This window comes from Arthrobacter sp. Cr_A7 (genome assembly GCF_029222765.1).
Taxonomy (GTDB): Bacteria; Actinomycetota; Actinomycetes; order Actinomycetales; family Micrococcaceae; genus Arthrobacter.
Genome location: NZ_JARHXQ010000063.1, coordinates 23,862 through 50,489 on the forward strand (window position 1 = coordinate 23,862; position 26,628 = coordinate 50,489).

The 26,628-nt window shown below is 66.4% G+C and carries 26 protein-coding genes; 25 read left to right on the forward strand and 1 reads right to left on the reverse strand.

All coding sequences use genetic code 11. The annotated features are described in order from the left end of the window. Positions 1-41 precede the first annotated feature (41 nt). The 14 genes from P2Q66_RS03675 to nusB all read left to right on the forward strand — a co-directional run bounded on the left by P2Q66_RS03675 (position 42) and on the right by nusB (position 13,448). Positions 42-1,463, forward strand: coding sequence for a replication-associated recombination protein A (locus P2Q66_RS03675; RefSeq protein WP_079596216.1), 1,422 nt, complete (start codon positions 42-44; stop codon positions 1,461-1,463). Between the two features lie 169 nt (positions 1,464-1,632). Next, complete coding sequence (gene rpsD / locus P2Q66_RS03680) at positions 1,633-2,259, forward strand: 30S ribosomal protein S4 (protein ID WP_043454433.1); 627 nt, start codon at positions 1,633-1,635, stop codon at positions 2,257-2,259. A 145-nt stretch (positions 2,260-2,404) separates the two neighbouring features. After that, a complete protein-coding gene (locus tag P2Q66_RS03685) occupies positions 2,405-2,779 on the forward strand; it encodes a DUF948 domain-containing protein (protein WP_079596215.1) in 375 nt (124 codons plus the stop codon). A 17-nt stretch (positions 2,780-2,796) separates the two neighbouring features. Beyond that, positions 2,797-3,027 carry a DUF6167 family protein gene (locus tag P2Q66_RS03690; protein ID WP_275725637.1) on the forward strand — a complete coding sequence of 77 codons (231 nt, stop codon included), beginning with the start codon at positions 2,797-2,799 and terminating at the stop codon, positions 3,025-3,027. Positions 3,028-3,152: 125 nt separating this feature from the next. After that, a complete protein-coding gene (gene alaS, locus P2Q66_RS03695) occupies positions 3,153-5,831 on the forward strand; it encodes an alanine--tRNA ligase (RefSeq protein ID WP_275725715.1) in 2,679 nt (892 codons plus the stop codon). 7 nt (positions 5,832-5,838) lie between these two features. Next, positions 5,839-6,438, forward strand: a complete 600-nt coding sequence (ruvX, locus tag P2Q66_RS03700; RefSeq protein WP_275725638.1) for a Holliday junction resolvase RuvX — start codon at positions 5,839-5,841, stop codon at positions 6,436-6,438. Next, entirely contained in the window at positions 6,435-8,045 is a 1,611-nt protein-coding gene (gene mltG, locus P2Q66_RS03705; RefSeq protein WP_275725640.1) for an endolytic transglycosylase MltG, read from the forward strand. Before ruvX ends, mltG begins: the two co-directional genes overlap by 4 nt. Next, entirely contained in the window at positions 8,042-8,902 is an 861-nt protein-coding gene (locus tag P2Q66_RS03710) for a shikimate dehydrogenase (protein WP_275725641.1), read from the forward strand. The genes mltG and P2Q66_RS03710 overlap by 4 nt, the downstream gene beginning before the upstream one ends. Before the next feature lie 25 nt (positions 8,903-8,927). Further along, entirely contained in the window at positions 8,928-10,127 is a 1,200-nt protein-coding gene (gene aroC, locus P2Q66_RS03715; protein WP_079596210.1) for a chorismate synthase, read from the forward strand. Continuing rightward, complete coding sequence (locus P2Q66_RS03720) at positions 10,127-10,696, forward strand: shikimate kinase (protein ID WP_275725643.1); 570 nt, start codon at positions 10,127-10,129, stop codon at positions 10,694-10,696. The genes aroC and P2Q66_RS03720 overlap by 1 nt, the downstream gene beginning before the upstream one ends. Beyond that, entirely contained in the window at positions 10,693-11,784 is a 1,092-nt protein-coding gene (gene aroB / locus P2Q66_RS03725) for a 3-dehydroquinate synthase (RefSeq protein WP_079596208.1), read from the forward strand. Before P2Q66_RS03720 ends, aroB begins: the two co-directional genes overlap by 4 nt. After that, positions 11,784-12,302, forward strand: coding sequence for a hypothetical protein (locus P2Q66_RS03730; protein ID WP_079596207.1), 519 nt, complete (start codon positions 11,784-11,786; stop codon positions 12,300-12,302). Before aroB ends, P2Q66_RS03730 begins: the two co-directional genes overlap by 1 nt. A gap of 172 nt (positions 12,303-12,474) precedes the next feature. Further along, positions 12,475-13,038: an elongation factor P gene (gene efp / locus P2Q66_RS03735; RefSeq protein WP_050054941.1), complete on the forward strand. Its 564-nt coding sequence runs from the start codon at positions 12,475-12,477 to the stop codon at positions 13,036-13,038. Continuing rightward, complete coding sequence (gene nusB / locus P2Q66_RS03740) at positions 13,038-13,448, forward strand: transcription antitermination factor NusB (protein ID WP_079596206.1); 411 nt, start codon at positions 13,038-13,040, stop codon at positions 13,446-13,448. Before efp ends, nusB begins: the two co-directional genes overlap by 1 nt. 98 nt (positions 13,449-13,546) lie before the next feature. Here nusB and P2Q66_RS03745 read toward each other — a convergent pair whose 3' ends face one another. After that, positions 13,547-14,824 carry a PrsW family intramembrane metalloprotease gene (locus P2Q66_RS03745; protein WP_275725649.1) on the reverse strand — a complete coding sequence of 426 codons (1,278 nt, stop codon included), beginning with the start codon at positions 14,822-14,824 and terminating at the stop codon, positions 13,547-13,549. Between the two features lie 179 nt (positions 14,825-15,003). Here P2Q66_RS03745 and pyrR point away from each other — a divergent pair, with 179 nt between their 5' ends. The 11 genes from pyrR (at position 15,004) to coaBC (ending at position 26,603) form a co-directional block, all read left to right on the forward strand. Next, a complete protein-coding gene (gene pyrR / locus P2Q66_RS03750; RefSeq protein ID WP_079596204.1) occupies positions 15,004-15,591 on the forward strand; it encodes a bifunctional pyr operon transcriptional regulator/uracil phosphoribosyltransferase PyrR in 588 nt (195 codons plus the stop codon). Continuing rightward, on the forward strand, positions 15,588-16,613 hold the full coding sequence (locus tag P2Q66_RS03755) for an aspartate carbamoyltransferase catalytic subunit (RefSeq protein ID WP_275725651.1): 1,026 nt from the start codon (positions 15,588-15,590) through the stop codon (positions 16,611-16,613). The genes pyrR and P2Q66_RS03755 overlap by 4 nt, the downstream gene beginning before the upstream one ends. Next, complete coding sequence (locus P2Q66_RS03760) at positions 16,613-17,947, forward strand: dihydroorotase (protein WP_115525751.1); 1,335 nt, start codon at positions 16,613-16,615, stop codon at positions 17,945-17,947. The genes P2Q66_RS03755 and P2Q66_RS03760 overlap by 1 nt, the downstream gene beginning before the upstream one ends. Next, the gene (locus tag P2Q66_RS03765) at positions 17,947-18,468 is read left to right on the forward strand and encodes a hypothetical protein (RefSeq protein WP_275725652.1); all 522 of its coding nucleotides are present in this window, start codon (positions 17,947-17,949) and stop codon (positions 18,466-18,468) included. Before P2Q66_RS03760 ends, P2Q66_RS03765 begins: the two co-directional genes overlap by 1 nt. A gap of 79 nt (positions 18,469-18,547) precedes the next feature. After that, positions 18,548-19,798: a glutamine-hydrolyzing carbamoyl-phosphate synthase small subunit gene (carA, locus tag P2Q66_RS03770; RefSeq protein ID WP_275725654.1), complete on the forward strand. Its 1,251-nt coding sequence runs from the start codon at positions 18,548-18,550 to the stop codon at positions 19,796-19,798. Beyond that, positions 19,798-23,112, forward strand: a complete 3,315-nt coding sequence (gene carB, locus P2Q66_RS03775) for a carbamoyl-phosphate synthase large subunit (RefSeq protein WP_275725655.1) — start codon at positions 19,798-19,800, stop codon at positions 23,110-23,112. Before carA ends, carB begins: the two co-directional genes overlap by 1 nt. Beyond that, complete coding sequence (pyrF, locus tag P2Q66_RS03780; protein WP_275725656.1) at positions 23,105-23,965, forward strand: orotidine-5'-phosphate decarboxylase; 861 nt, start codon at positions 23,105-23,107, stop codon at positions 23,963-23,965. Before carB ends, pyrF begins: the two co-directional genes overlap by 8 nt. A 111-nt stretch (positions 23,966-24,076) precedes the next feature. Next, on the forward strand, positions 24,077-24,394 hold the full coding sequence (gene mihF / locus P2Q66_RS03785) for an integration host factor, actinobacterial type (RefSeq protein WP_176156798.1): 318 nt from the start codon (positions 24,077-24,079) through the stop codon (positions 24,392-24,394). Between the two features lie 44 nt (positions 24,395-24,438). Continuing rightward, entirely contained in the window at positions 24,439-25,032 is a 594-nt protein-coding gene (gene gmk / locus P2Q66_RS03790; RefSeq protein WP_115525755.1) for a guanylate kinase, read from the forward strand. A gap of 15 nt (positions 25,033-25,047) precedes the next feature. Further along, a complete protein-coding gene (gene rpoZ, locus P2Q66_RS03795; protein WP_003800778.1) occupies positions 25,048-25,308 on the forward strand; it encodes a DNA-directed RNA polymerase subunit omega in 261 nt (86 codons plus the stop codon). 38 nt (positions 25,309-25,346) lie between these two features. Then, entirely contained in the window at positions 25,347-26,603 is a 1,257-nt protein-coding gene (gene coaBC, locus P2Q66_RS03800; protein WP_275725678.1) for a bifunctional phosphopantothenoylcysteine decarboxylase/phosphopantothenate--cysteine ligase CoaBC, read from the forward strand. The last annotated feature ends 25 nt before the right edge of the window (positions 26,604-26,628 follow it).

Consider the following 26,628-nt stretch of genomic DNA (forward strand, 5'->3'; position numbering starts at 1 on the left):
TGCCGGCACGAAAGCCGAACGACTGGAAGTAGCCTATCTATGTGGATGATCTCTTCGGGCACGGGCCCGGTAATGACGACGACGGCGACGACGATGCGCCTGCCGCCGCCCGGACTGCCGGGGGAGGGGGTAACACTTCCCCCCGCGGTCCGCTCGCCGTCCGGATGCGTCCCCGCACCCTCGACGAGGTAGTTGGCCAGCAGCACCTCCTCGGCCAGGGCTCGCCCCTGCGCCAGCTTGCTGCAGGGGCGGGAGCAGACACCTCGGGCCCCGCCGGTCCCACCTCGCTCATTCTCTGGGGCCCGCCGGGAACCGGCAAAACAACCTTGGCGCACGTGATTGCCCGCGGACCGGGCCGGAAGTTCGTGGAGCTCTCCGCGATTACTGCCGGCGTCAAGGACGTGCGGCGCGTCATGGACGACGCACTCACCGCCCGGGACCTCTACAAAACCACTACGGTCCTGTTCCTGGACGAGATCCACCGTTTCAACAAGGCCCAGCAGGATGCCCTGCTTCCGGGAGTGGAAAACCGCTGGGTGGTGCTGGTGGCCGCCACCACGGAAAACCCGTCGTTCTCCGTGGTCTCCCCGCTGCTGTCCCGTTCCCTGCTGCTGACGCTCCGCCCGCTGACCGACGGGGATATCGAAGGGCTGATCCAGCGCGCCGTCGCCGATCCGCGCGGACTGAACGGAAAGGTGGACCTCACCGGGGAAGCACTGGACCATTTGGTCAGGCTCTCAGGTGGTGATGCCCGTCGTGCCCTGACGGCCCTGGAAGCTGCGGCAGGTGTGGCCTTCGGTGACGCGGACGATGCGGGGGAGGGGCCGGTCGCCGTCGACCTGAAGCACACGGAACGCGCACTGGACGTCGCCGCGGTAAGGTACGACCGTGCGGGCGACCAGCACTATGACGTCATCAGTGCTTTCATCAAGTCCATCCGCGGCTCCGACGTTGACGCAGCCCTGCACTACCTCGCGCGCATGCTCGAAGCCGGCGAGGACCCCCGCTTCATTGCGCGCCGGATCGTGATTTCGGCCTCCGAGGATGTGGGTATGGCTGATCCCACTGCACTGCAGACTGCGGTGGCGGCGGCGCAGGCCGTCCAGCTGATCGGCATGCCCGAGGGCAGGATCATCCTCGCCGAGGCCGTGGTCCACCTGGCCACGGCCCCCAAGTCCAATGCCGCCTACATGGGGATCAACCAGGCCGTCGCCGACGTCCGCGCAGGCCTTGGCAATGGAATTCCCGCGCACCTGCGCGACGCGCACTATCCCGGTTCGAAGCAGCTGGGCCATGGCGTGGGTTACAAGTACGCCCACGACGCCCCGCATTCCGTGGCTACCCAGCAATACCCGCCGGACGACCTGGTGGGAAGGGACTACTACAAGCCCACCGGGAACGGCGCCGAACGGGACATCGCCGTCCGGCTGGAGCGCCTGCGGAAGCTTGTCCGGGGGAAGTAACCGCCGTGGTAGGATAGATGTTTGTCTGGCAAGGCACGGACGCACAATCCCCCGAATTTCTTCGAGTTGGTTATGCCCTGTGCCCAGTAGCAAAAGGCAGCGGTTGGCCGATGCTCTCCATCGTGGAGGCCAGTAACACTGACACACCGCAGATATTGGAAGGACACAAGTGGCTAACAACACTCGTGCTCGCCGTCAGGCCCGCCTCTCGCGGTCCCTCGGCATCGCTCTGACCCCCAAGGCCGCCAAGTACATGGAGCGCCGCCCGTACGGCCCCGGTGAGCATGGCCGCGCCCGCAAGAAGCAGGACTCCGACTACGCCGTACGTCTGCGCGAAAAGCAGCGCCTGCGCGCCCAGTACGGCATCCGCGAAGCACAGATGACCCGTGCCTTCGAAGAAGCACGCCGCACCAAGGGCCTGACTGGTGAGAACCTCATCGAACTGCTCGAAATGCGCCTTGACGCCCTGGTCCTGCGTGCCGGTTTCGCCCGCACCATCGCCCAGGCCCGCCAGCTCGTTGTGCACCGCCACATCATGGTTGACGGCATCCGCGTTGACCGTCCGTCGTTCCGCGTCGGCGAGGGCCAGCTGGTCCACGTTCACAGCCGCAGCGAAACCATGGTTCCGCTCCAGGTTGCAGCAGCCGGCGCCCACCGCGACGTCCTGCCCGCCGTTCCGGCTTACCTGGACGTCAAGCTCGAGGCACTGCAGGCCCGCCTGGTCCGCCGCCCCAAGCGCTCTGAAATCCCGGTGACCTGCGAAGAGCAGCTCGTCGTCGAATTCTACGCACGCTAATCCCAGCAGCGTATCCAAAGAAGCCCGTGGCAAGCGCCACGGGCTTCTTTGTATGTAAGGTACTTGGGGGACATCCGCGGAATGCGCTTTTCGGCGCCGCGTGCAGGATGTTGCGAACCACAGAATTTCGAGGAGATGAACGTCTATGTCTGGTGGCGATATTGCCGGCCTGATCGCTGCCGGGGTGTTTGCGCTGCTGGTGCTGCTGCTTGCCGTGCCCATCCTGAAGCTCGGCAAGGTCTTCGACGAGGTACGGACTGCCATCCGGTCCATCAGCGACGGCGCCACGCCCCTGATGGATGAGGTTACCGCCACGGTCTCTACCACCAACCAGCAGCTGAAGAAGGTGGACGGTATTTCGTCCAACGTCTCGGACGCCTCCGCCAACCTCTCGGCTTTGTCCTCCCTGGTTGCCGCCACCGTTGGCTCGCCGCTCATCAAGGTGGCTGCGTTCAGCTACGGTGTCCGCACAGCGCTGGCCAACCGCAAGAAGCCCGCTGCCGGCCGCCGCAGCCGCTAAGTCCGGAAAGATCTAAAATGAAACGACTTGTTTGGATGGGGATCGGCGTGGCCATCGGAGTCATCGCCTTCCGCAAGGTGAGCGACGCGCAGTCCAACCTTGGGCCCGAAGGCCTCAACCGGGCAGTGGGGCGGCTGGCGGACGGTGTCTACGACTTCGCCGACGCCGTCCGGGCCGGAATGCGGGAACGGGAAACGGACCTGCGGACCGCGCTCGGCGTCGAATCCGGGGAAGTGGCCCGCCGCTGACCGGCAGGCAGCCGCCGGCCAACCGCCTGAACCACCGGCAGGAACCGCACACCTGGGGTCCTGCCACCTGAACGAATATTTCCGCGCCGTCCAATGCGCGGACCAAGAAGGGTATGAAACAGCTCATGAAGTCGCAGGAGATCACAAAGCGCTGGGTTGACTTTTTTGTCAGCAAGGGCCACACAGCGGTTCCCTCCGCGTCGCTGGTCTCCAGCGACCCCTCGCTGCTGTTCACGGTGGCCGGCATGGTGCCGTTCATCCCCTACCTCACGGCCCGCGAAGAAGCCCCCTACTCCCGCGCCACCAGTGTGCAGAAGTGCATCCGCACTGGCGACATTGAGGAAGTGGGCAAGACTGCCCGGCACGGCACGTTCTTCCAGATGTGCGGAAACTTCTCCTTTGGCGACTACTTCAAGGAAGACGCCATTAAGTTCGCCTGGGAGCTGCTCACCAAGAGCGTTGACGACGGCGGCTACGGGCTTGCGCCCGAACTGCTGTGGGTGACGGTCTACGAAGAGGACGACGAAGCCAAGGAACTCTGGCTGAAGAACACCGGCGTTCCCGCCGAGCGGATCCAGAAGATGGGCAAGTCGGACAACTACTGGCACACCGGCCAGCCCGGCCCGGCCGGCCCCTGCTCGGAAATCTACTACGACCGCGGCCCCGCCTACGGTGTTGAAGGCGGTCCGCTGGCGGATGAAACCCGCTACATCGAGATCTGGAACCTCGTGTTCATGCAGTACCAGATCGAAAATGTGCGTTCCAAGGAAGACTTCGATGTGGTGGGCGAGCTGCCCAAGCGCAACATTGACACCGGCCTTGGCATGGAGCGCCTGGCCATGATCCTGCAGGGCGTCGAAAACATGTATGAGACGGACCAGGTCCGGCCCGTCATCGACAAGGCCGCCGAGCTGTCCGGCAAGGAATACACCTCAGCCGAAACGGACGAGGATCCGCACCACACGGACGACGTCCGGATGCGCGTCGTCGCCGATCACATCCGCTCCGCCCTGATGCTGATTTCCGACGGCGTCACCCCCTCCAATGAAGGCCGCGGCTATGTCCTGCGCCGCCTCATCCGCCGTGCCGTCCGTTCCATGCGGCTCCTGGGTGTGGAGCAGGCCTGCCTGCCCGAGCTGCTGCCCGCCTCCCGTGACGCCATGAAGGGCGTTTACCCGGTTGTCGAAACCGACTTCGCACGGATCAGCCGCATCGCATACGCGGAAGAGAAAGCCTTCCTGCGCACTATCGCCTCCGGCACCGCACGCCTGGAAGACGCCGTCAAGGAGTCCAAGGCCGCGAACAGGCCGCTGTCCGGCGCAGACGCCTTCACCCTGCATGACACCTACGGGTTCCCCATCGACCTCACCCTCGAAATGGCTGAGGAAGCCGGGCTCAAGGTTGACGAAGCCGCGTTCCGCAGCCTGATGCAGGAGCAGCGCCAGCGTGCCCAGGCCGACGCGAAGGGCAAGAAGGGCGGCCACGCCGACCTCTCTGCCTTCCAGGAGATCCTTGGCCAGGGCGAGACGGTCTTCACCGGCTACACCGAGCTCGACGGCGAATCCCGCGTCCGCGGACTGCTCGCCGCCGGACGTCCGGTCCAGCAGGCCGCAACGGGCGATGAAATCGAGCTGGTGCTCGCGGAGACCCCGTTCTACGCCGAAGCGGGCGGACAGGCAGCCGATACCGGCCTCATCACCGGCGACGGGTTCGTCGTCGAGGTCCTCGACGTCCAGCGCCCGCTCAAGGGCCTGAGCGTGCACAAGGCGATCGTTCGGGAAGGCGAAATCGGCGCCGACTCGCTGGTCCGCGCCGCGGTGGACCGCGACCGCCGGCACGCCGCGGAGCAGGCCCACACCGGCACGCACATTGTGCACGCTGCGCTGCACCAGATCCTTGGCCCCGAGGCCACCCAGCGCGGCTCCTACAACAAGGCCGGCTACCTGCGCTTCGACTTCGCCTGGGGCGAGGGCCTGAGCACTGCCACCCGCTCGGAAATCGAGGAAGTGTCCAACCTCGCCATCCGCAACAACTACTCCGTGGAGACCAAGGTGATGGGGCTGGCCGAGGCCAAGGCCCTGGGTGCCATGGCACTCTTCGGCGAAAACTACGGCAGCGAAGTCCGCGTGGTGGAGATCGACGGCGCCTGGTCGCGGGAGCTCTGCGGCGGAACCCACGTTGCCAACACCTCGCTGATCGGCAGCCTCTCCCTGCTGGGGGAGCAGTCCGTCGGCTCAGGAAACCGTCGGGTGGAGGCCTTCGTGGGCATGGACGCCTTCCGCCACCTGGCCGCCGAGCGTGCGCTGGTGACGGAGCTGACCGACATGCTGAAGGTTCCCTCCGGGCAGCTCGCCGACAGGATCGCCGCCACCCTCGCCAAGCTCAAGGCCACCGAGAAAGAACTGGACCGCCTCCGCAAGGAGCAGCTCGCAGCCTCCGCCGCACAGCTGGTGAACAGCGTCAGGGACGCCGCAGGCGTCAACGTTATCGCCCATGACGCCGGCACGGTCAGCGGCGCCGACGACCTCCGCGGCCTCGCCCTTGACCTGCGGAACCGGCTCGGCTCCGCCGCAGCCACCGTAGCCGTTGCAGGCGTGGCGAACGACCGTCCCATGATCCTGGTGGCAACCAACGAGGCAGCACGGGCGGCCGGCGTCAAAGCCGGCGCCCTGGTCCGGCTCGCTGCCGGCATCCTTGGCGGCGGCGGGGGCGGCAAGGACGACGTCGCCCAGGGCGGCGGCACGGACGCCGGCAAAGTGGGCGCTGCCCTGGCAGCGGTCGTTGACGCCGTCGAACGGCGCTAACCCTGCCATGACCAATCCTGCAGCTGCCGGCGGCTACCCCCAGGGCGTGAAACTGGGGGTGGACGTGGGCACCGTCCGGGTGGGCGTGGCCATCTGTGACCGCGACTCCATCCTGGCAACGCCCTATAAAACGCTGGACCGCAACGCCAGGAAGAACTCGGACGTCCGCGTCATCGCCAAGCTTGCCGAGGAACTGGAAGCCGTGCAGGTCATCGTCGGTTTGCCCCGCACCATGAAGGGCGAAGAGCACTCGTCCGCACGGATGGCCACGGAGTACGCCATGCTGGTGGCCACCGAACTGGCGGCCCGCGGTCTGACGGTGCCCGTGAACCTCGTGGATGAACGCCTGAGCAGCGTCACGGCCCACCGCAGCCTGCACGAAGCTGGCATGAGCAGCAGGAATCACCGTAAAGTAGTTGATCAGGTCGCGGCGGCAGGTATCCTTCAGCACGCCATCGACATGCAGAAAGCCAGGGGAGCGGATGTCGGCTCACGCGTGACACCGCCTTCCCCGTCCGTGGGCCTGGGGGTCGGCGAGGTGGACGAGTCCGTCCGCGCTACCCCGGGGGACACGGCCCCATCTTCAGATAATGGAAGGCAACAGTGAGCCCTGCCAACATTGACGACGCTTCCGGCCCCTTGGACGCCGGGGCAGCGAGGCCGCTGACCCGCAAGGAAATACGGGCACGCGAAAAGAGCCTCAACACCGGCGGCCAGGGAACTGTTCCCGAGCAGGCGTACGAGACCGGACACGATGTTCCGCCACTGCCCGATGAACCGCCGTCCGTGCCCGCACCGACTGTTCCCGAGGCTCCCGTTGCTGAGCCTGTGACAGCGGCCCAGCCGGTACCGGCCGCTCCCCAGGCACCCCCGTCCATCCAGGAGGCGCTTCCGGACGAGGCGGACCACCAGGATGATGCGCATGACGCCTACGCCGAACCTGCCTTGGTGGGCCACCAGTATGCCGCAGACACGCAGTATGCCGACCATGCCCACCACACGGGCGGGTACGACTACCCGGACCATGGCCAGGAATATGGTGAGGCCGCCCATCATGACGTCCACCACCCGACCCACTACGAGGCGCATCACGACGGCGGTACGCACCATGAGTTCCTTCCCGGTTCATCGGCAGCGCAGGTAGTGGCCAAGCCGTCAAAGAAAGTCCGTCGCCGCCGCAGGCTGCTGGCGCTGTTCCTGACGCTCGCCGTCTTCGTTACGGCTGTAGCGGTGGGCGCGCAGTTCCTGAAGCCCCTCCTTGGCACCGACAAGCCCAGCGACTTCCCCGGCCCGGGTTCAGGCGAAGTCCAGGTGACCGTCGACAATGGAGAGGGCACCCGGTCGGTTGCCGCCGACCTCGAAAGCAAGGGAGTGGTGGCCAACGCCGACACGTTCCTGCAGGCGTTCGCCGCTTCCGGGGGAGTATTGTCGCCGGGCGACTACACCTTCAAGGCCCAAATGAAGAATTCGGACGCCGTCAACGTCCTGCTTGGCCAGGACAAGACCAAGGTCATCTACTTTGCCCTGAGCGCCGGACTGCGCGTTGGCGAATCTCTGCAGGCCATCTCCGAGGGATCCGGCGTTTCCGTGCAGGACCTGCAGGCATTGAGTGACCAGCCGCAGCAGTTCGGCCTGCCCGCGAACGCGAAGAACCTCGAAGGGTACCTGGCCCCGGGTGAGCACCGGTTCCCGCTTGGCACACCGGCGAAGGACATCCTGCAGGCACTGGTCAAAATAACCGTCGACGAACTCGTATCGCAGGGGATCTCGGATCCTGCCAAGCAGTACGAGGCCGTCATCGTCGCCAGCATTGTGCAGGCAGAGGGTGGCCAGGCCGAATACGGTGACGTGGCAGGGGCCATCTACAACAGGCTCAAGCCCAACGACCAGACCAACGGCTTCCTGCAGGTGGACTCGGCCGTCACCTACGGCCTGGGAACCAAGAGCTACAACTTCACGGACGAGCAGCGCCAGGACAGCTCCAACCCCTACAACACGTACGCAAACCCCGGCCTTCCGCCCGGCCCCATCGGTTCGCCGGGCAAGACCGCCATCGATGCGGCCGCCAGGCCCAAAACCAATGATTACCTGTACTGGGTGACCATCAACCTGGATACCAAGGAGACCAAGTTCTCGCGCACTCTCGCGGAACACAACACCTACGTGGAGCAGTACAACGCCTGGTGCATGGCAAACGTGGGCCGCTGCGCATGAGCCTGCGGGCTGCCGTCCTGGGCCACCCGATCAGCCACTCGAAATCACCGGCACTGCATCTTGCCGCGTACGCGCAGCTGGGGATCGGGATCAGCTACACGGCCATCGACGTCACCGAAGGCCTGCTGCCTTCGCTGATGGGACAGATCCGTGACCAGCAGGGCTGGCGCGGGCTCTCGGTGACCATGCCGTTGAAGACCGCCATGCTCAGCCAGGTGGATGAAGTACGGGGCGTCGCCAAGACGCTGGGCGTGGTGAACACGGTTTCCTTCGAAGACCATAATGGGACGCGGAGATCCATCGGCTCCAACACCGATGTGGCCGGCATCGTCAACGCGGTCCGCCACGCCGGCAGCGCAGCAGCACCTTCAGCCGTCGTCCTCGGCGGCGGGGGGACTGCTGCATCAGCCGTCGCCGCCCTCAAGGAACTCGGAACGGCCCACGCCCAGGTCTTTGTCCGGGACACGTCCCGCACCGCAGACGTACGCGCGGCAGCGGAAGCCCTCGGCGTGGACCTGGAGATCCGCAGCCTCACTGACGCTGCCCGCCCCACGGCAAGTGCCGACGTTGTCATCTCCACCCTGCCGCCGCGTGCGGCGGACGGACTTGCGGCTGAAGTGGCGGCGCTGAAGACCCCTACCCCTGGCGTGCTGCTGGACGTGGCGTACGATCCCTGGCCCAGCCTGATAGCCACGGTGTGGCAGTCAGGCGGCGGCGCCGTGGTGCCCGGCCTGGAAATGCTGCTGTACCAGGCCGTGGAACAGGTGCGCCTTTTCACGCGCCGTGGAGATGACGTTAATGCAGCTGTCATAGATGTGATGTGTGACGCAGTCGGCCTTCCCCGACGGGCGTTGTGACCGCCCTAGTGGCAGGATGGAAATTATGTTGCGTTGGTTGACTGCCGGGGAATCCCATGGTCCGGCTCTGATGGGAATTATTGAAGGCGTCCCCGCCGGTGTGGAAATCACCAGCGGGCACATCGCCGACTCCTTGGCACGCCGCCGCCTGGGCTACGGGCGCGGCGCACGCATGAAGTTCGAACAGGACGTTGTGACCATCCTGGGCGGTGTCCGCCACGGACTGACCCAGGGCGGTCCCGTCGCGATCCAGGTGGGCAACACCGAGTGGCCCAAGTGGGAGCAGATCATGTCCGCGGATCCGGTGGATCCCGAACTGTTGGCCGACCAGGCCCGTAACGCGCCCCTGACCCGGCCCCGGCCGGGCCACGCCGACTTCACCGGGATGCAGAAGTACGGGTTCGACGAAGCCCGCCCCGTCCTGGAACGGGCCAGCGCCCGGGAAACCGCAACCAGGGTTGCCATGGGCACGGTGGCTGCGCAGTTCCTTAAGCACCTCGGAATCGAGCTGGTCAGCCACACCGTCTCCATCGCCAGCGTTACGGTCCCCGAGGGCCGTCCGCTGCCCGTTCCCGCCAACGTCATCGCGCTTGACGCCGATCCGCTGCGCTGCTTCGACCGGGAAACCTCGGACGCCATGGTGGCTGAGGTGGACGCGGCGCACAAGGAAGGCGAAACCCTTGGCGGCGTCGTGGAGGTCCTCGCCTACGGCCTTCCCCCGGGACTGGGCAGCTACGTGCACTGGGACCGCCGGCTTGACTCCAGGCTTGCCGCCGCCCTGATGGGCATCCAGGCCATCAAGGGAGTGGAAGTAGGCGACGGTTTCCGCACCGCAGCACGCCGCGGTTCCGCCGCGCACGACGAAATCGTCCGGGACGCCGACGGCCGGATCGTCCGCACCACCAACCGTGCCGGCGGCATCGAAGGCGGCATGAGCATTGGGGACGTCCTCCGCGTCCGGGCCGCCATGAAGCCCATCGCCACCGTGCCCCGGGCACTGAAGACCATTGACATCAGCACCGGCGAGCCCGCAAAGGCCCACCACCAGCGTTCCGACGTCTGTGCAGTCCCGGCCGCCGGCGTGGTGGCCGAAGCCATGGTGGCGCTGGTCCTGGCCGAGGCCGTGACCGAGAAGTTCGGCGGAGACTCCGTGGCGGAAACCGCCCGGAACATCAAGGGTTACCTGGACGGGATTCCCGCGTCCCTGGACTCGATCGGACAGTAGTGCCGCACCGCAGCAAGACCGGTCCTGTCGGTGACCGGCCGATTGTCCTGATCGGTCCCATGGCAGTCGGCAAATCCGCCATCGGGCAGCAGCTGGCCCAGCAGTTGGGTGCCCCGTTCGTGGATACCGACGCCGTCATCGTGGCGGGGCACGGGTCCATTGCCGATATCTTTGCCGGGCGGGGGGAACATGCCTTCCGCGAGATTGAGGCCCGAACCGTGGCCAACGCCGTCGAGGCCGCCGAAGGGACCACCAGCGTGATCTCGCTCGGGGGCGGCGCCGTCCTCGACTCCGGGACCCAGCAGCTGATTGGCCGCTGTACGGTGGTCTACCTCGAATGCGACGCCTCCACGGTGGCCAGCCGCATCGCCCGCAATTCCGGGCGGCCGCTGCTGGCCGGTGACGCCATGGGCCGCTGGACAGCAATGTTCGCCACCCGCAAGCCGGTCTATGAACGGCTGGCAGACATCACCCTGGACGTGCGCCAGGGCTCGGTTACCGAGCTTGGCGCCCGGCTCGAAGCAGCACTGCGGACCTACGCAGCTGCCCAACAGGAAGTTGAAAAGTGAGCACCGAATCAACAGTGATCAAGGTCACCGGCGAATCCGCCGCCAATAACTACGACGTCGTCGTTGGACGCGGGCTGCTGGGCGAACTTCCCGGGCTGCTGGGTGAGCGCGTCCGGCGGGTCCTGGTGATCCACCCCCGGGCGCTTCGGCTTACCGGCGACACCGTGCGCGACGAACTGGCGGAAGCCGGGTTCACCTCACTGACGGCCGAGATACCGGACGCCGAGGAAGGCAAGCACATCCAGGTCGCCGCTTTTTGCTGGCAGGTCCTGGGGCAGAACGATTTCACCCGCTCCGACGCCATCGTTGCCGTCGGCGGCGGCGCCGTCACGGACCTTGCCGGTTTCGTGGCCGCCACGTGGCTGCGCGGTGTCAAGGTCATCCACATGCCCACCAGCCTGCTCGGCATGGTGGACGCCTCCGTTGGCGGAAAGACCGGCATCAACACCGCCGAGGGCAAGAACCTTGTGGGCGCTTTCCACCCGCCCGCGGCGGTCCTCGCCGACCTGGACACGCTGAACACGCTGCCCAAAAATGAGCTGATTTCCGGCATGGCCGAGGTCATCAAATGCGGTTTCATCGCCGACCCGGCCATCCTGGACCTGGTGGAAAAAGACACCGCCGCCGTCGTGGACCCGCAATCGGACACGCTCCGGGAACTCATTGAGCGGGCCATTGCCGTTAAGGCGAATGTGGTCTCCCAGGACCTGAAAGAGTCGGGACTGCGCGAGATCCTCAACTATGGCCACACCCTCGGCCACGCCATCGAACTCGTGGAACGCTACTCCTGGCGGCACGGGGCCGCGGTATCCGTGGGCATGATGTTCGCTGCCGAACTGGCGCGCAGCGTGGGGCGCCTCAGTGACGCGGATGCCGACCGGCACCGCAGCATCCTGGACGGCATGGGTCTTCCCGTCACCTATCGCCGGGACCGTTGGCAGGGCCTCCTGGACGGCATGCGCCGCGACAAGAAATCCCGCGGCGACCTGCTGCGCTTCGTTGTGCTGGACGGCGTGGCCAAACCGGGGATACTTGACGTCCCGGACACGTCCCTCCTGTTCGCCGCCTACCAGGAGATTGCTTCCTGATGCAGGGCGACATAACAGGAACGGCTGACTGGCCGGAAGCCGGCTTCCCCGGGATCCGGATCAACCCGGAGACCCTGCTGCCGGAAATCGTCAACGAGGACGCATGCCGTGCCGCTTTGGCGGACTCCACCGATCCGGCCGACCGGATCTTTGTCCTGATCGTCGAGGGGCATGCTTCGGAAGCGGCGGAACTCCTGGCAGAGGCCCGCTTCAACGATCCCGAGTCATTCCGCCTGCGGACTTTCGAGGCCGAGGTGCTGCGGGTTACCCATCGGACGGACCGCGCCCTGGAGCTCTTCCGCCAGTTGCTCGGTGAGTTCCAGGGGACCGACCGTGAAGCCCTGGTCCTGCATTACCTGGGCAAGACGCAGTACACGGCCGGCCACATGTCCGCGGCCGTTGAGGCATTCACCCGCGCACTGGATCTCCGGGTTGCCCAGTCGGCCGACGCAGCCCTGATCTACTCGTCAACGGTGGCCCTGCAGCGGGCGCGGGACGCTTTGGACCTGGCCTGCTGAATCCGGTTTCCCGGGCCGCCGGCAAGCTGCCGCGTATTTACCGGTAGAATAGTTTTTGGATTTTTTCGAACCACGCGATTTTTGACAAACACGCGCCGGCAAGCCGTATGGCCTGCCTGGCCGGCATAGAACGTCTGACCACGTAACCAGACACAGAAACCAGAGGAAACCAGTGGCAACCACTAACGACATCAAGAACGGAACGGTCCTGAAGCTTGAGGGCCAGCTCTGGAACATCATTGAATTCCAGCACGTCAAGCCGGGCAAGGGCGGAGCCTTTGTGCGGACCAAGATGCGCAACGTGATGTCCGGCAAGGTTGTGGACAAGACGTTCAACGCCGGCCTCAAGATCGAAACCGCGACGGTGGACCGCCGCGACTACCAGTACCTGTACCAGGACGGCGCAGACTTCGTCTTCATGGACACCTCGGACTACGACCAGATCACGGTCTCGGGCGCCACGGTGGGCGACGCCACCAACTTCATGCTCGAAAACCAGATGGTCAACATCGCCATCCACGAGGGCACCCCGCTCTACATCGAACTGCCGCCGAGCGTTGTGCTGGAGATCACCTACACCGAGCCGGGCCTGCAGGGCGACCGCTCCTCCGCAGGCACCAAGCCCGCCACCCTCGAAACGGGCTACGAGATCCAGGTCCCGCTGTTCATCGAGAACAACACCAAGGTCAAGGTGGACACCCGCGACGGCAGCTACCTCGGCCGGGTCACCGAGTAGTGAGCGCACGCGGTAAAGCCCGCAACAGGGCGCTGGACGTTCTTTTCGAGGCCGAGCAGCGCTCGGTGTCAGCTTTCGACGTCCTCCGGGCGCGCAGGGAAAAGACCGACCAAATCATCAATCCCTACACACTGGAAATCGTTGAGGGCGTGCTGTCCCAGCAGGCCGCCATCGATGAGTTCCTGGAAACCTACTCGCAGGGCTGGAGCCTGGAACGGATGCCGTCCGTGGACCGCATCATTTTGCGGATCGGCACCTGGGAACTGCTCTACAACGACGACGTCCCGGACGGCGTGGCGGTCAGCGAAGCCGTGGCACTCGCCAAGACGCTTTCCACCGACGAGTCGCCCCAGTTCATCAACGGACTCCTGGGCCGGCTGCAGCAGCTGAAGCCTTCGCTGCTCGCCTAGCCAGTCGCGGCCACCCGGCACATCGGCACAAGGGCCGGCTTCCACCACCATGGAGGCCGGCCCTTTCGCTATTAACTAAGGATTCCGCCGTCGGGGCCTCAGGCGGCGACTGCCGCCCGCAGGGCAAGGATGCGCTGCAGCTGCTGCCGTTCCTCAGCCTGGTGCAGCTGGACGTCGCGTCCGCTCAGGATGCGCTGCCTGGTGTTCGCCAGGTGCGTCGCGGCCTTCAGGAATTCCTTCATCTGCCGCTTCCTGCCATAACCGCCCGCCCAGCTCAGGGCCGTGCGCCGGCCGCCCAGCGTCGCGAGGAGCTCCACCTCGGCCGGGGTGAACCAGCCGGCGGCGGAGTATTCCAGCAGCCGCTGGCGCGTCAGGCGCTTCTCGGCCACCCGCAGCAGGATGATGCCACCCACCGCGAGGAAAAAGATGGGCACCTGGACCAGGATGTAGTCCACCAGGAAGCCCTGGCCCATGCTGTTCCAGCGGTTGTGCAGGAACATGGCCGGCAGGAGCCCCACAACGAAAGCGGCCACCGAGGCACCCGTATGCCAGCGCCTGGCGGCGAAGCCCATGATGAGCCCCGTGGTGCCTGTAAAGATTGCATGGGCGAACGGGGACATCACGCCGCGGAGGAAAAAGACCTGGGCAAAGTCGCTGGCCGGGCTCGCCGATTCCGCAATTGCCCGCCCGAAGTACAGGATGTTTTCGGTGAAGGCAAAGCCGCCCGCGATGGTGAACGCGAACACCACACCGTCCACGGGCCCGTCAAAATGCCTCCTCGCGAAAAGGAGAAGCAGGAGCAGGCCGAGGGATTTGGCAAACTCCTCCACGATGGGCGCCTGCACGGTCGCCATGTACGTCTGCAGGTCAGGGACGTCCGAAAACTGGAAGGTGAGCACAAAAAACGGCTGGATGAGGAGCGTGACGGCGATGGACACGGCGGCGCCCCAGGTAAAGGCGAAGAACAGCAGGCGCTTCGGCTCGGGTTCCCACTTGTCGATGACGTAGACCGCAAGGAGCACCGCGGACAGCGGGAGCAGCGAGGCCAGGAATCCAATCAGGAAACCCGCCGTGCCGGTGTTGGACAGCAGGAACGGCACCACCAGGAACAGGCTGAGGAACGCCAGCGTGCTGCCGGCCACGGTGAGGCCCAGCAGGCCGCCGCGGGTCCGGGCCGCACGTACTGCCGCGCCCTGGAACTCCGGCGGAACCACCGCGTTCACGGGCCTGCCCTGATGGCCCGGCGCAGGGCGGTAGTTTTCCGGCTCAACGTGCCCCATCCAGCTCGGATTCGCCTCGCGGGGGAGCGGCCCGGACCTTCCGAAGTGTGGATCTTCCGGCGGGCCCTGGTACGGCTGGCGTGGATACATCGACATATCCGAAAGCCTAGGGGGGAGGCGCCGCCGCACCAAGGACCCCGCTGCGGTGGCGCCGCGGATGTGACCAGCACCGCGTCCCGCCGGCACCGGCCGGCCGGAGCCCATGTGGTAATTTTGGTACGCACATGATCCTTTTTTAATTCCGTCCTGTGAGGCGGGGAAAGGGGAGACGAGCGTTGACTTCTGTCACCAGCGCACCGGTTCCAGCCAGGGTAGTCCTTAGCCAGGCGGACATTGACCGGGCCCTCACTCGTATCGCCCATGAGATCCTCGAGGCCAACAAGGGTTCCCAGGACCTCGTCCTGCTGGGCATTCCACGCCGCGGCTATCCGCTGGCAGTCCGGCTCGCCGAAAAAATCGCCGCCGCGGACAACACTGTTGACGCCGCGGCCATCGTCGGCCAGCTCGACGTCACCATGTTCCGGGACGACCTCTCGCACCAGGGGACACGCCCGCCCTACCCCACCAAGCTGCCGCGTACGGGCATCGACAACAAGGTGGTGGTCCTGATCGACGACGTCCTCTACTCCGGCCGCACCATCCGCGCAGCCCTGGACGCCCTCATCGACCTCGGACGCCCCCGCATCGTCCGCCTCGCCGTGCTGATCGACCGGGGCCACCGCGAACTCCCCATCCGCGCAGACCACGTGGGCAAGAACCTCCCCACCTCCTCCGCCGAAAAAGTCCGGGTCCGGCTGGAAGAAACGGACACGCCCGCCGGCGGCACCCCTGTCAATGAAGTAGTGATCGAAGGCGGCTCGTGAAGCACCTGCTCTCCACCCAGGACCTCAGCCGGTCGAACGCCATCCGGATCCTGGACACCGCCGAGGAAATGGCGGCTGTCGGCGACCGTGAAGTCAAAAAGCTCCCCGCCCTGCGCGGCCGCACGGTGGTAAACCTCTTCTTCGAGGACTCCACCCGCACCCGCATCTCCTTCGAAGCGGCCGCCAAGCGCCTCTCCGCGGACGTCATCAACTTCGCCGCGAAGGGATCCTCGGTGTCCAAGGGCGAGTCCCTCAAGGACACCGCCCAGACGCTCTCCGCGATGGGCGCGGACGCCGTCGTCATCCGCCACTGGGCCTCCGGGGCACCGCACCGGCTGGCCGCGACGGACTGGATCGACGCCGGCGTCATCAACGCCGGCGACGGCACCCATGAACACCCCACCCAGGCACTGCTGGACGCTTTCACCATGCGCCGGCACTGGTCGCGCCTGGCCGGCACCGGGTCCGAAGGCGCCGATCTCACAGGAATGCGCGTCGCCATCGCCGGCGACGTCCTGCACTCCCGGGTTGCCCGCTCCAACGTCTGGCTCCTGCGCACCCTCGGCGCGGATGTCACCCTGGTGGCGCCGCCCACGCTGCTGCCCATCGGCGTCGAAAAATGGCCCTGCAAGGTCAGCTACAACCTGGACGAAACCCTCGAAGGCGGAGTCGACGCCGTCATGATGCTCCGCGTCCAGGGCGAACGGATGAACGCGTCATTCTTCCCCACCACCCGCGAATACTCCCGCCGCTGGGGCTTCGACGACACCCGCCTCCGGTCCCTCGACAAGCTCGGCATGAAGGACACCATCATCATGCACCCCGGCCCCATGAACCGGGGCCTGGAAATCTCCGCAGCCGCCGCTGACTCACCCCGCTCCACCGTGCTGGACCAGGTCCGCAACGGAGTGTCGGTGCGGATGGCCGCCCTCTACCTGCTGCTCTCCGGGGACACCCGCGAACCAGCCGCCACTCCCGCCCTGGCCTACGCCGGCACCCATTCCACCAAGGAGACCAACTGATGGCAGGCAACACCGGAACCTATCTGATCCAAGGCGCCTCCATCCTGGGCGGTGAACCGGCGGACCTGCTGATCCGTGACGGCATCATCGCCGAAACCGGCAACGGCCTTTCAGCCGACGGGGCCACCGTGATCGACGCCGCCGGCTTGGTGGCACTGCCCGGCATGGTGGACGTGCACACGCACCTCCGCGAGCCGGGCCGCGAGGACGCCGAGACGGTGGAAACAGGAACCCGCGCAGCAGCGCTGGGCGGCTACACCGCCGTCCACGCCATGGCCAACAGCACCCCCGTGGCGGACACCGCAGGCGTGGTGGAGCAGGTCTACTCGCTGGGCCGGACGGCCGGTTGGGTGGATGTGCGGCCCGTCGGCGCGGTCACCGTGGGCCTCGCGGGGGAGCAGTTGGCCGAACTTGGCGCCATGGCCGATTCCCGCGCCCGGGTCCGCATGTTCTCCGACGACGGCATCTGCGTCCACGATCCCGTCCTGATGCGCCGCGCCCTGGAGTACGTCAAAGCGTTCGACGGCGTAGTGGCCCAGCACGCGCAGGAGCCGCGGCTGACGGCCGGTGCCCAGATGAACGAAGGCGAGGTGTCCGCGGTACTGGGCCTCACCGGATGGCCCGCGGTGGCAGAGGAAAGCATCATCGCCCGCGACGTCCTGCTGGCCCAGCACGTGGGCTCCCGCCTGCACGTGTGCCACGTCTCCACAGCCGGCTCGGTGGAAATCATCCGCTGGGCCAAGGAACGCGGCATCAACGTCACCGCCGAGGTGACGCCGCACCACCTGCTGCTGACCGATGACCTGGTCCGCAGCTACGATCCCGTCTACAAGGTCAACCCCCCGCTGCGCACGGACGCGGACGTCCAGGCATTGCGCGCAGGGCTGGCAGACGGCACCATCGACGTTGTGGGTACCGACCATGCGCCGCACCCCAGCGAGCACAAGGAGTGCGAGTGGGCGCAGGCCGCCATGGGCATGACCGGCCTGGAAACCGCCTTGTCCGTGGTGCAGCACACCATGATTGAAACCGGCCTGATGGGCTGGGCGGACTTCGCGCGCGTCACCTCCACCGCGGCGGCACGCATCGGCCGGCTCGAGGACCAGGGCCGTCCCCTGGAAGCAGGGGAACCCGCCAACGTCATCCTGGTGGATCCCGCGGCGCGCTGGACCGTGGACCCGTTCCGCATGGCCACCATGGGCCGCAACTCGCCCTTCAAGGGCCGGGAGCTGCCGGGCAAGGTGGTGGCCACCTTCTTCAAGGGACACCCCACCGTCCTGGACGGCGAACTCAACACCCCGTACCCGCATGCGGCGTCCGCAGGCGCTGCCTGATGGATACCCAGCTGCTCTCGCTGGCCATCACGCTGGCACTCATCGCCGTCGCGTTCGGCCTCATCTGGCTGGGCTGGCGGAACCGCCTGAAGCGCCAGTCCGACGTCGAACAGCTGCCCCCGGTGCCTGCGGAACCCGGCGAGCCCCTCGCCGTCGCGGAGGGCCAGTACATTGCGACCACCACCGGCGGGGACTGGCTTGACCGGATCGCCGTGCACGGCCTCGGGATCCGCACCACGTCCACCCTCGCGGTGTACCCGCACGGAGTCCTCTTCGACCGCTCCGGGGCCCCGGCGCTCTACATTCCGGCCGCCTCCCTGCACGGCGTACGGCAGGACAGCGGCATGGCCGGCAAGTTCGTCGAGAAGGACGGCCTGCTGGTGGTGACATGGGTGCTCGGCTCCCATGAGCTGGACACCGGGTTCCGCACCCGCCGTGCCGCGGACAAGGACGTGCTGTTCACAGCACTTCAGCAATTGATTTCCTCAGCCCCGGCGGCCGACGCCAACAGTGGAAAGTAAGACAGTGACGGACCACGCAGCGACCACACCAGCAGCGAACCAGACAGCAGCCACAGACCCAGCAGTGAAAGCGAATACAGTGACAGCAACCACCTCCGCTCCGGCAGTCCTCGTCCTCGAGGACGGCCGCATCTTCCGCGGGACCAGCTACGGAGCCACCGGAACCGCGTTGGGCGAAGCCGTTTTCGCCACCGGCATGACCGGGTACCAGGAAACCATCACGGACCCCTCCTACGCCCGCCAGCTGGTGGTCCAGACCGCCCCGCACATCGGCAACACCGGCGTCAACAGCGAGGACGCCGAATCCCGCCGCATCTGGGTTGCCGGCTACATCGTCCGCGACGCCGCCCGGCGGCCCTCCAACTGGCGCTCCGAGCGTTCCCTCGATGAGGAACTGGCCGAGCAGGGGATCGTGGGCATCCAGGGCGTTGACACCCGCGCCATCACCCGCCACCTGCGCGAGCACAAGACCATGCGCGCCGGCATCTTCTCGGGCGACGCCGCGCAGGCAACGGACAAGGAACTCCTCGACGCCGTCCTGGCCAGCGCCCCCATGGAGGGCGCCCGCCTGGCGGAGGAAGTCAGCGTGGACGAGGCCTACGTCGTTGATCCCAAGGACCACGGCTGGGACGGTGACGCGCGGTTCAGCATCGCCGCGATCGACCTCGGCATCAAGGCCATGACGCCCATCCGGTTTGCCGAGCGCGGCGTGCGCGTCCACGTCCTCCCGGCCACCGCCACCCTGGAAGACGTCAAGGCCGTCAACCCGGACGGTGTCTTTATGTCCAACGGCCCCGGCGACCCCGCCACCGCCGACGTCCAGGTGAAGCTGCTCCGCTCCGTCCTGGACGAGAAGCTGCCGTACTTCGGCATCTGCTTTGGAAACCAGATCCTGGGCCGCGCCCTGGGGTTCGGCACCTACAAGCTCCGCTACGGCCACCGCGGCATCAACCAGCCCGTGATGGACCGCCGCACGGGCAAGGTGGAGATCACCTCGCAGAACCACGGCTTCGCCGTGGACGCACCGCTCGACGGCGCCACGCAGGCTCCGGAAGAACGCTACGGGCGCGTCGAGGTCAGCCACGTCAGCCTGAACGACGACGTCGTTGAAGGCCTCGCCTGCCTGGACATCCCGGCCTTTTCCGTGCAGTACCACCCGGAGGCAGCCGCCGGCCCGCACGACGCCGCCTACCTCTTCGACCGCTTCATCGAGCTGATGGAGGGAACCCGGGACGGCAGGACCGCCAACCTGTCCAAGGAGCCTGTGGACTCCGTGCACAATCCGATCGAACGCAACGCCGCTGACAACAAGACTGAGGACAAGAAGTAATGCCCAAGAGAACTGACCTTAAGAGCGTTCTGGTCATCGGATCCGGACCCATCGTGATCGGCCAGGCGGCCGAGTTCGACTACTCCGGCACCCAGGCGCTGCGCGTCCTCAAAGAGGAGGGCCTCCGGGTCATCCTGGTGAACTCCAACCCGGCCACCATCATGACCGACCCCGAGTTCGCCGATGCCACCTACGTCGAGCCCATCACCCCCGAGGTGGTGGAGAAGATCATCGCCAAGGAACGCCCGGACGCCGTGCTGCCCACCCTGGGCGGACAGACCGCGCTGAACACCGCCATTGCCCTGGACAAGAACGGCGTCCTCGAGAAGTACAACGTGGAGCTCATCGGCGCCAACATCGCCGCCATCGAACTGGGCGAGGACCGCGAGAAGTTCAAGGGCGTCGTGGAGCGCTGCGGCGCAGAATCGGCCCGCAGCCACATCATCCACACCATGGACGAGGCCCTCAAAGCCGCCGAAGACCTGGGCTACCCCATGGTGGTCCGCCCCTCCTTCACCATGGGCGGCCTGGGCTCGGGCCTGGCCTACAACGAGGATGACCTCCGCCGCATCGTGGGCCAGGGCCTGCAGTACAGCCCCACCAGCGAGGTGCTGCTCGAAGAGAGCATCCTCGGCTGGAAGGAATACGAGCTCGAGATGATGCGCGACAAGAACGACAACGTCGTTGTTGTCTGCTCCATCGAGAACTTCGACCCCGTGGGCGTCCACACCGGCGACTCCATCACGGTCGCCCCCGCGCTGACCCTCACCGACCGTGAATACCAGCGGCTGCGCGACATCTCCATCGCCGTGATCCGGGAAGTGGGCGTGGACACCGGCGGCTGCAACATCCAGTTCGCCATCGACCCCGCAACGGGCCGCGTGGTGGTCATCGAGATGAACCCCCGCGTTTCCCGCTCCTCGGCACTGGCGTCCAAGGCCACCGGCTTCGCCATCGCCAAGATCGCCACCAAGCTCTCGCTGGGCTACACGCTCGATGAAATCCCCAACGACATCACCCAGAAGACCCCGGCATCCTTCGAGCCCACCCTCGATTACGTCGTCGTCAAGGTTCCGCGCTTCGCGTTCGAGAAGTTCCCGGCCGCGGACAACACCCTCACCACCACCATGAAGTCGGTGGGCGAAGCCATGGCCATGGGCCGCAACTTCACCGAAGCCCTGCAGAAGGCCCTGCGCTCACTCGAGCAGAAGGGCTCTCAGCTGGACTTCAGCAGCGTCCCGGAATGGGAAGTGGCAGAGCTGATCGAAAAGGCCAAGCGCCCCACCACCGAGCGCCTGCACCAGGTCCAGCGCGCCCTCCTGGGCGGCGCCACGGTAGAGCAGCTCTTCGAGGCGACCAAGATCGACCCCTGGTTCCTTGACCAGCTCCAGCTGCTGAACGAGATCTCCCACGAGATCCGCCAGGCCGGCGCCCTCACCAAGGAGATGCTCCAGCGCGCCAAGCGCCACGGCTTCTCCGACGAACAGATCGGTGCGCTCACCCACAACCCGGAGGCCGTGGTCCGCGGGGTCCGCCAGGCACTGGGCATCCGTCCCGTCTACAAGACCGTGGACACCTGCGCCGCCGAATTCGCCGCGTACACCCCGTACCACTACTCGGCCTATGACGAGGAGGACGAGGTGGCGCTGCACTCCAAGCCGTCCATTCTCATCCTGGGTTCCGGCCCCAACCGCATCGGCCAGGGTATTGAGTTCGACTACTCCTGCGTCCACGCCTCCATGGCACTGCGCAAGGCCGGCTACGAGACCGTGATGGTCAACTGCAACCCGGAAACCGTCTCCACCGACTACGACATCTCCACCCGCCTGTACTTCGAGCCGCTCACGCTCGAGGACGTGCTGGAGGTCATCGCTGCGGAGGAACGCACCGGCGGCGTCATGGGCGTGTTCGTGCAGCTCGGCGGCCAGACACCCCTGAAGCTCGCGCAGCAGCTGGCTGACGCCGGTGTTCCCATCCTTGGGACGTCCCCGGAGGCCATCGACCTCGCCGAGCACCGCGGAATGTTCTCCCGCGTGCTGGACAAGGCCGGGCTCATCTCTCCGAAGAACGGCACCGCCGTTTCCTTCGAGGACGCCAAGAAGATCGCGGATGAAATCGGCTACCCCGTGCTGGTGCGCCCGTCCTACGTCCTGGGCGGCCGCGGCATGGAAATCGTCTACGACGAGCCCAACCTCTCCCGCTACATCGCCAACGCCACGGAAATCACCCCGGACCATCCGGTGCTGATCGACCGGTTCCTTGAGGACGCCGTCGAAATCGACGTCGACGCGCTCTTTGACGGCACGGACATGTACCTGGGCGGCATCATGGAGCACATCGAGGAAGCCGGCATCCACTCCGGCGACTCCGCCTGTGTCCTGCCGCCCATCACCCTTGGCAGCAACGTCCTGGAGCGGGTCCGCACCGCAACCCGCGCCATCGCCGAAGGCGTGGGCGTGCGCGGCCTGATCAACATCCAGTTCGCGCTGGCATCCGACGTCCTGTACGTCCTGGAAGCCAACCCGCGCGCGTCCCGCACCGTGCCCTTCGTGTCCAAGGCCACCGGCGTCCAGATGGCCAAGGCCGCAGCCCTGATCGGCACCGGCGTGACCATCAACCAGCTGCGCACTGCCTACAAGATGCTGCCGGAAACCGGCGACGGCTCCACCCTGCCCCTGGACGCCCCCGTCTCGGTCAAGGAAGCAGTCCTGCCGTTCAGCCGCTTCCGTACCCTGGAAGGCAAGGTCGTCGACTCCCTGCTCGGCCCGGAAATGCGCTCCACCGGCGAGGTCATGGGCATCGACAAGCACTTCGACACCGCCTTCGCCAAGAGCCAGGCCGGCGCCAACAACGCCCTCCCCACCGAAGGCAAGATCTTTGTCTCCGTGGCCAACCGGGACAAGCGCTCGGTGATCATGGGCGTCAAGCGCCTCTCGGACCTCGGCTTCGAGATCGTCTCCACCGGGGGCACGGCGGACGTCCTGCGCCGCAACGGCATCCAGGCGACCCCCGTCCGCAAGGTGGCCGAGGGCAGCAGCGCCGAAGGCGAAGGCACCATTGCCGATCTCGTCATCGCCGGCGAGATCGACATGGTCTTCAACACCCCGTCCGGCGGCGAAGCCCGCAGCGACGGCTATGAGCTCCGTGCCGCCGCAACGTCCATCGGCATCCCCTGCATCACCACGGTGGCCGAGTTCAACGCCGCGGTCCAGGCCATCGAAGCCATGCGCACCTACGAGTGGTCCGTCACCAGCCTGCAGGAGCACGCCGCGGCGTTGGCGGCCTCGCAGAAGGCGGCCCTCCAGCATGCCTGAGCAGGTATCCGCAGCCGGCCGGGAGTCTTTCGGCTCCCGGCTCGGCGCGGCCATGGCCGCCCGCGGCCCGCTGTGCGTGGGCATCGATCCGCACCCTGCGCTGATGAAGGGCTGGGGGCTGGACGACGACGCCGCCGGGCTGCGGCGCTTTTCACTGACAGTCCTGGAGGCGGTGGCTTCGCTCGCTGCCGCGGTCAAGCCGCAGGTGGCCCTGTACGAACGCCACGGCTCGGCCGGGATGGCTGTGCTGGAAGAGCTTCTTGCCGCTGCCAGGGATGAATCGGTGCTTACCATCGCCGATGCCAAGCGCGGCGACATCGGGTCCACCATGGCCGCCTACGCCGACGCCTGGCTCCGCGACGGATCCCCGCTGGCCGCGGATTCTGTCACCCTCAGCCCCTACCTGGGGTTCGAGTCGTTGCGTCCCGCCCTGGACCTGGCAGCGGAGACCGGACGGGGAGTGTTCGTCCTCGCCCTGACCTCCAACCCCGAGGGTGCCTCGGTCCAGCACGTCGGGGGAGCTGACTCCGTGGCGCGCCGGATCACGGAGGCAGCAGCCGCGGAAAACGCCCGCTATCAGGGGGGCCTCGGCTCCGTCGGGCTGGTGGTCGGCGCAACCGTCGGGTCCGCCCTGACCGAACTGGACCTGGACCTGGCGGCCGTGCGCGGCCCCATCCTGGCCCCGGGACTGGGAGCCCAGGGGGCAACGCCGGAGGACCTTCGGGCCACATTCGGGGCTGCTTACCGGTACGTTCTGGGCACCTCCAGCCGGGACATCCTCTCGGCCGGGCCTGACCTGCACGGACTTCGCGAAGCTGCCCTGCGGACGCTGGGCGGGCTGCGCGCCGAATAGCGCTCCGTTTAGCGTTTTGCATTGATTCAGGCAGCACCAAAGGGTAGTTTCAGGACAGGTCCAAGGGCGGCCGCCCTTGGACATAATCCGCCGAATCCGGGGGTGTCCTTCATGGTGCTGCGACCGCTATCCGCGACGGAACGGGCTGACGCCCTGAACAAGGCAGCCGCGGCCAGGGCTACCCGGGCCGCTGCCAAGGAAAGCCTCAAAAACGGCGAGAGGTCCGCGGCGGACATCATCAACTCCGCCATGGAGGACGACGCCCTGGCGCGGATGCGGGTTTCAGAGCTCCTTGAGGCACTGCCGGGGATCGGTAAGGTCCGGGCAGCGGCAATTATGGACCAGCTGGGTATTGCGACGTCCCGCAGGGTCCGCGGCCTGGGCGTGCACCAGCGCCGGGCGCTGGTAGATTTTATAGACGAGCATTAGGGCGGCCTGCGGCCGGCCATCCCCGAACTCCGGCAAAGGAATACGTGAGCAAGAATCCTGGACTGACAGTCCTCGCAGGTCCGACGGCTGTTGGCAAAGGCACCGTGTCCACCTACATCCGCGACAACTACCCCGAGGTCTGGCTGTCCGTCTCGGCCACCACCAGGGCTCCCCGGCCCGGCGAAGTGGACGGCGTCCACTACTTCTTCAAAACCAAGGAGGAGTTCGAGCAGCTCATTGCTGCCGGGGAACTCCTGGAATGGGCCGTGGTGCATGGCCAGAACACCTACGGCACCCTGAAGAGCACGGTGAACCAGGCCATCTCCGAGGGCCGGTCGGTGCTCCTGGAGATCGACCTGCAGGGCGCCCGGCAGGTCAAGGCGGCCGTTCCCGACGCACAGTTCGTGTTCCTGGCCCCGCCCACCTGGGACGAAATGGTGCGCCGCCTGGTGGGCCGCGGCACCGAAACACCCGAGGAACAGCAGCGGCGGCTGGAAACCGCTAAACTGGAACTTGCTGCTGAACCGGAGTTCGACCACACCGTCATCAATGACGACGTCCGCCGGGCAGCGGACGAGCTTGTTTCACTCATGGGGCTGACGCCGCACCCACACCTGCCGGAACCGTCAGCCCGCTAGAAATTTGGAGAATTCGTGTCCACGAACCTTGAAGGCATCATCAACCCGCCGATCGACTCGCTGCTTGAAGCAGCCGACTCCAAGTACGGCCTGGTGATCTTCGGTGCCAAGCGTGCTCGTCAGATCAACGCCTACTACGCGCAGCTGCACGAGGGCCTCTTCGAGTACGTCGGCCCGCTGGTAGACACCAAGCTGAACGAAAAGTCGCTCTCGATCGCACTGCGCGAGATCAACGAAGGCAAGCTGGTTTCCACACCGATCGAAGCCGCAGAGTAATCCTGCCGCTTATCTGACTTGCTGTTGACGGAGGTCACGTGCGCATAGTCCTCGGAGTCGGGGGAGGGATTGCCGCCTACAAGGTGGCATCGCTCCTCCGGCTTTTTACTGAAGCCGGCCATAACGTCACGGTGATTCCCACGGAGGCGTCCACGCGCTTTGTCGGCACCGCCACCTGGGAGGCGCTGTCCGGGAACCCGGTCAGCAACAGCGTTTTTGACGACGTCCACCAGGTCAACCACGTCAGGCTCGGCCACGAGGCCGACCTCGTGGTCGTCGCACCGGCCACGGCGGACCTGCTCGCCAAGGCTGCCACCGGACAAGCCGGAGACCTCCTCACCAACACCCTCCTCATGGCCCGCGGGCCGGTGCTGTTCGCGCCCGCCATGCATACGGAGATGTGGCAGCACGCCGCCACCCGCGCCAACGTGGAGATGCTGCGTACCCGCGGTGCCGCAGTCCTCGAGCCCGCCACCGGCAGGCTCACCGGCGCCGATTCCGGTCCCGGGCGGCTGCCCGAGCCGCAGGTCATTTTTGACGCCGCCATGGCCCTGGTGCAGGGACAGACCGACTACCAGCTGCCGCTGGCCAGCCGCACCGTCACCATCAGCGCCGGCGGAACCCGCGAACCCCTCGATCCCGTGCGGTTCCTCGGCAACCGTTCCTCCGGGAAACAGGGGGTAGCGCTGGCCGTCGCCGCGCGCAACGCCGGGGCCACGGTCCGGCTGCTCGCCGCCCACATGGAAGTTCCTGTGCCCGCCGGCGTCGACGTGGTGCCCGTGGAAACAGCCCTGCAGCTTCGCGAGGCGGCACTGGCAGCCGCCGCTGACTCCGACGTCATCATCATGTCCGCTGCCGTGGCAGATTTCCGTCCCGCTGAGGTGTCGGACACCAAAATCAAGAAACGCGATGACAGCGCCGACCCCGTCATCACCCTGGTCCGCAACCCGGACATCCTCCATGAACTGGTGGAACTGCGTAACAGTGCACTTCCAAACGCTGCCGGCCCGGCAGGCGATCACCAGCTGATCGTCGGATTCGCCGCCGAAACCGGAGACAGCCACGGCGATGTCCTGGCCTACGCGCAGGCGAAGCTCCAGCGCAAGGGATGCGACCTGCTGGTGGTCAACCACGTCGGCTCCGACAAAGTGTTTGGCCAGGACACCAATTCCGTGGTCATCCTGGCGCGGTCAGGCTCCGAACCACAGGAGGCGGCCGGAACCAAGACAGAGGTTGCCGCTGCCATCATCAGCCGGATCGGCTTTGAACTGAACCACGTTTCGCCCCGGGCCTGAGTGTTCCCCGCCACGTTCGCTTAGC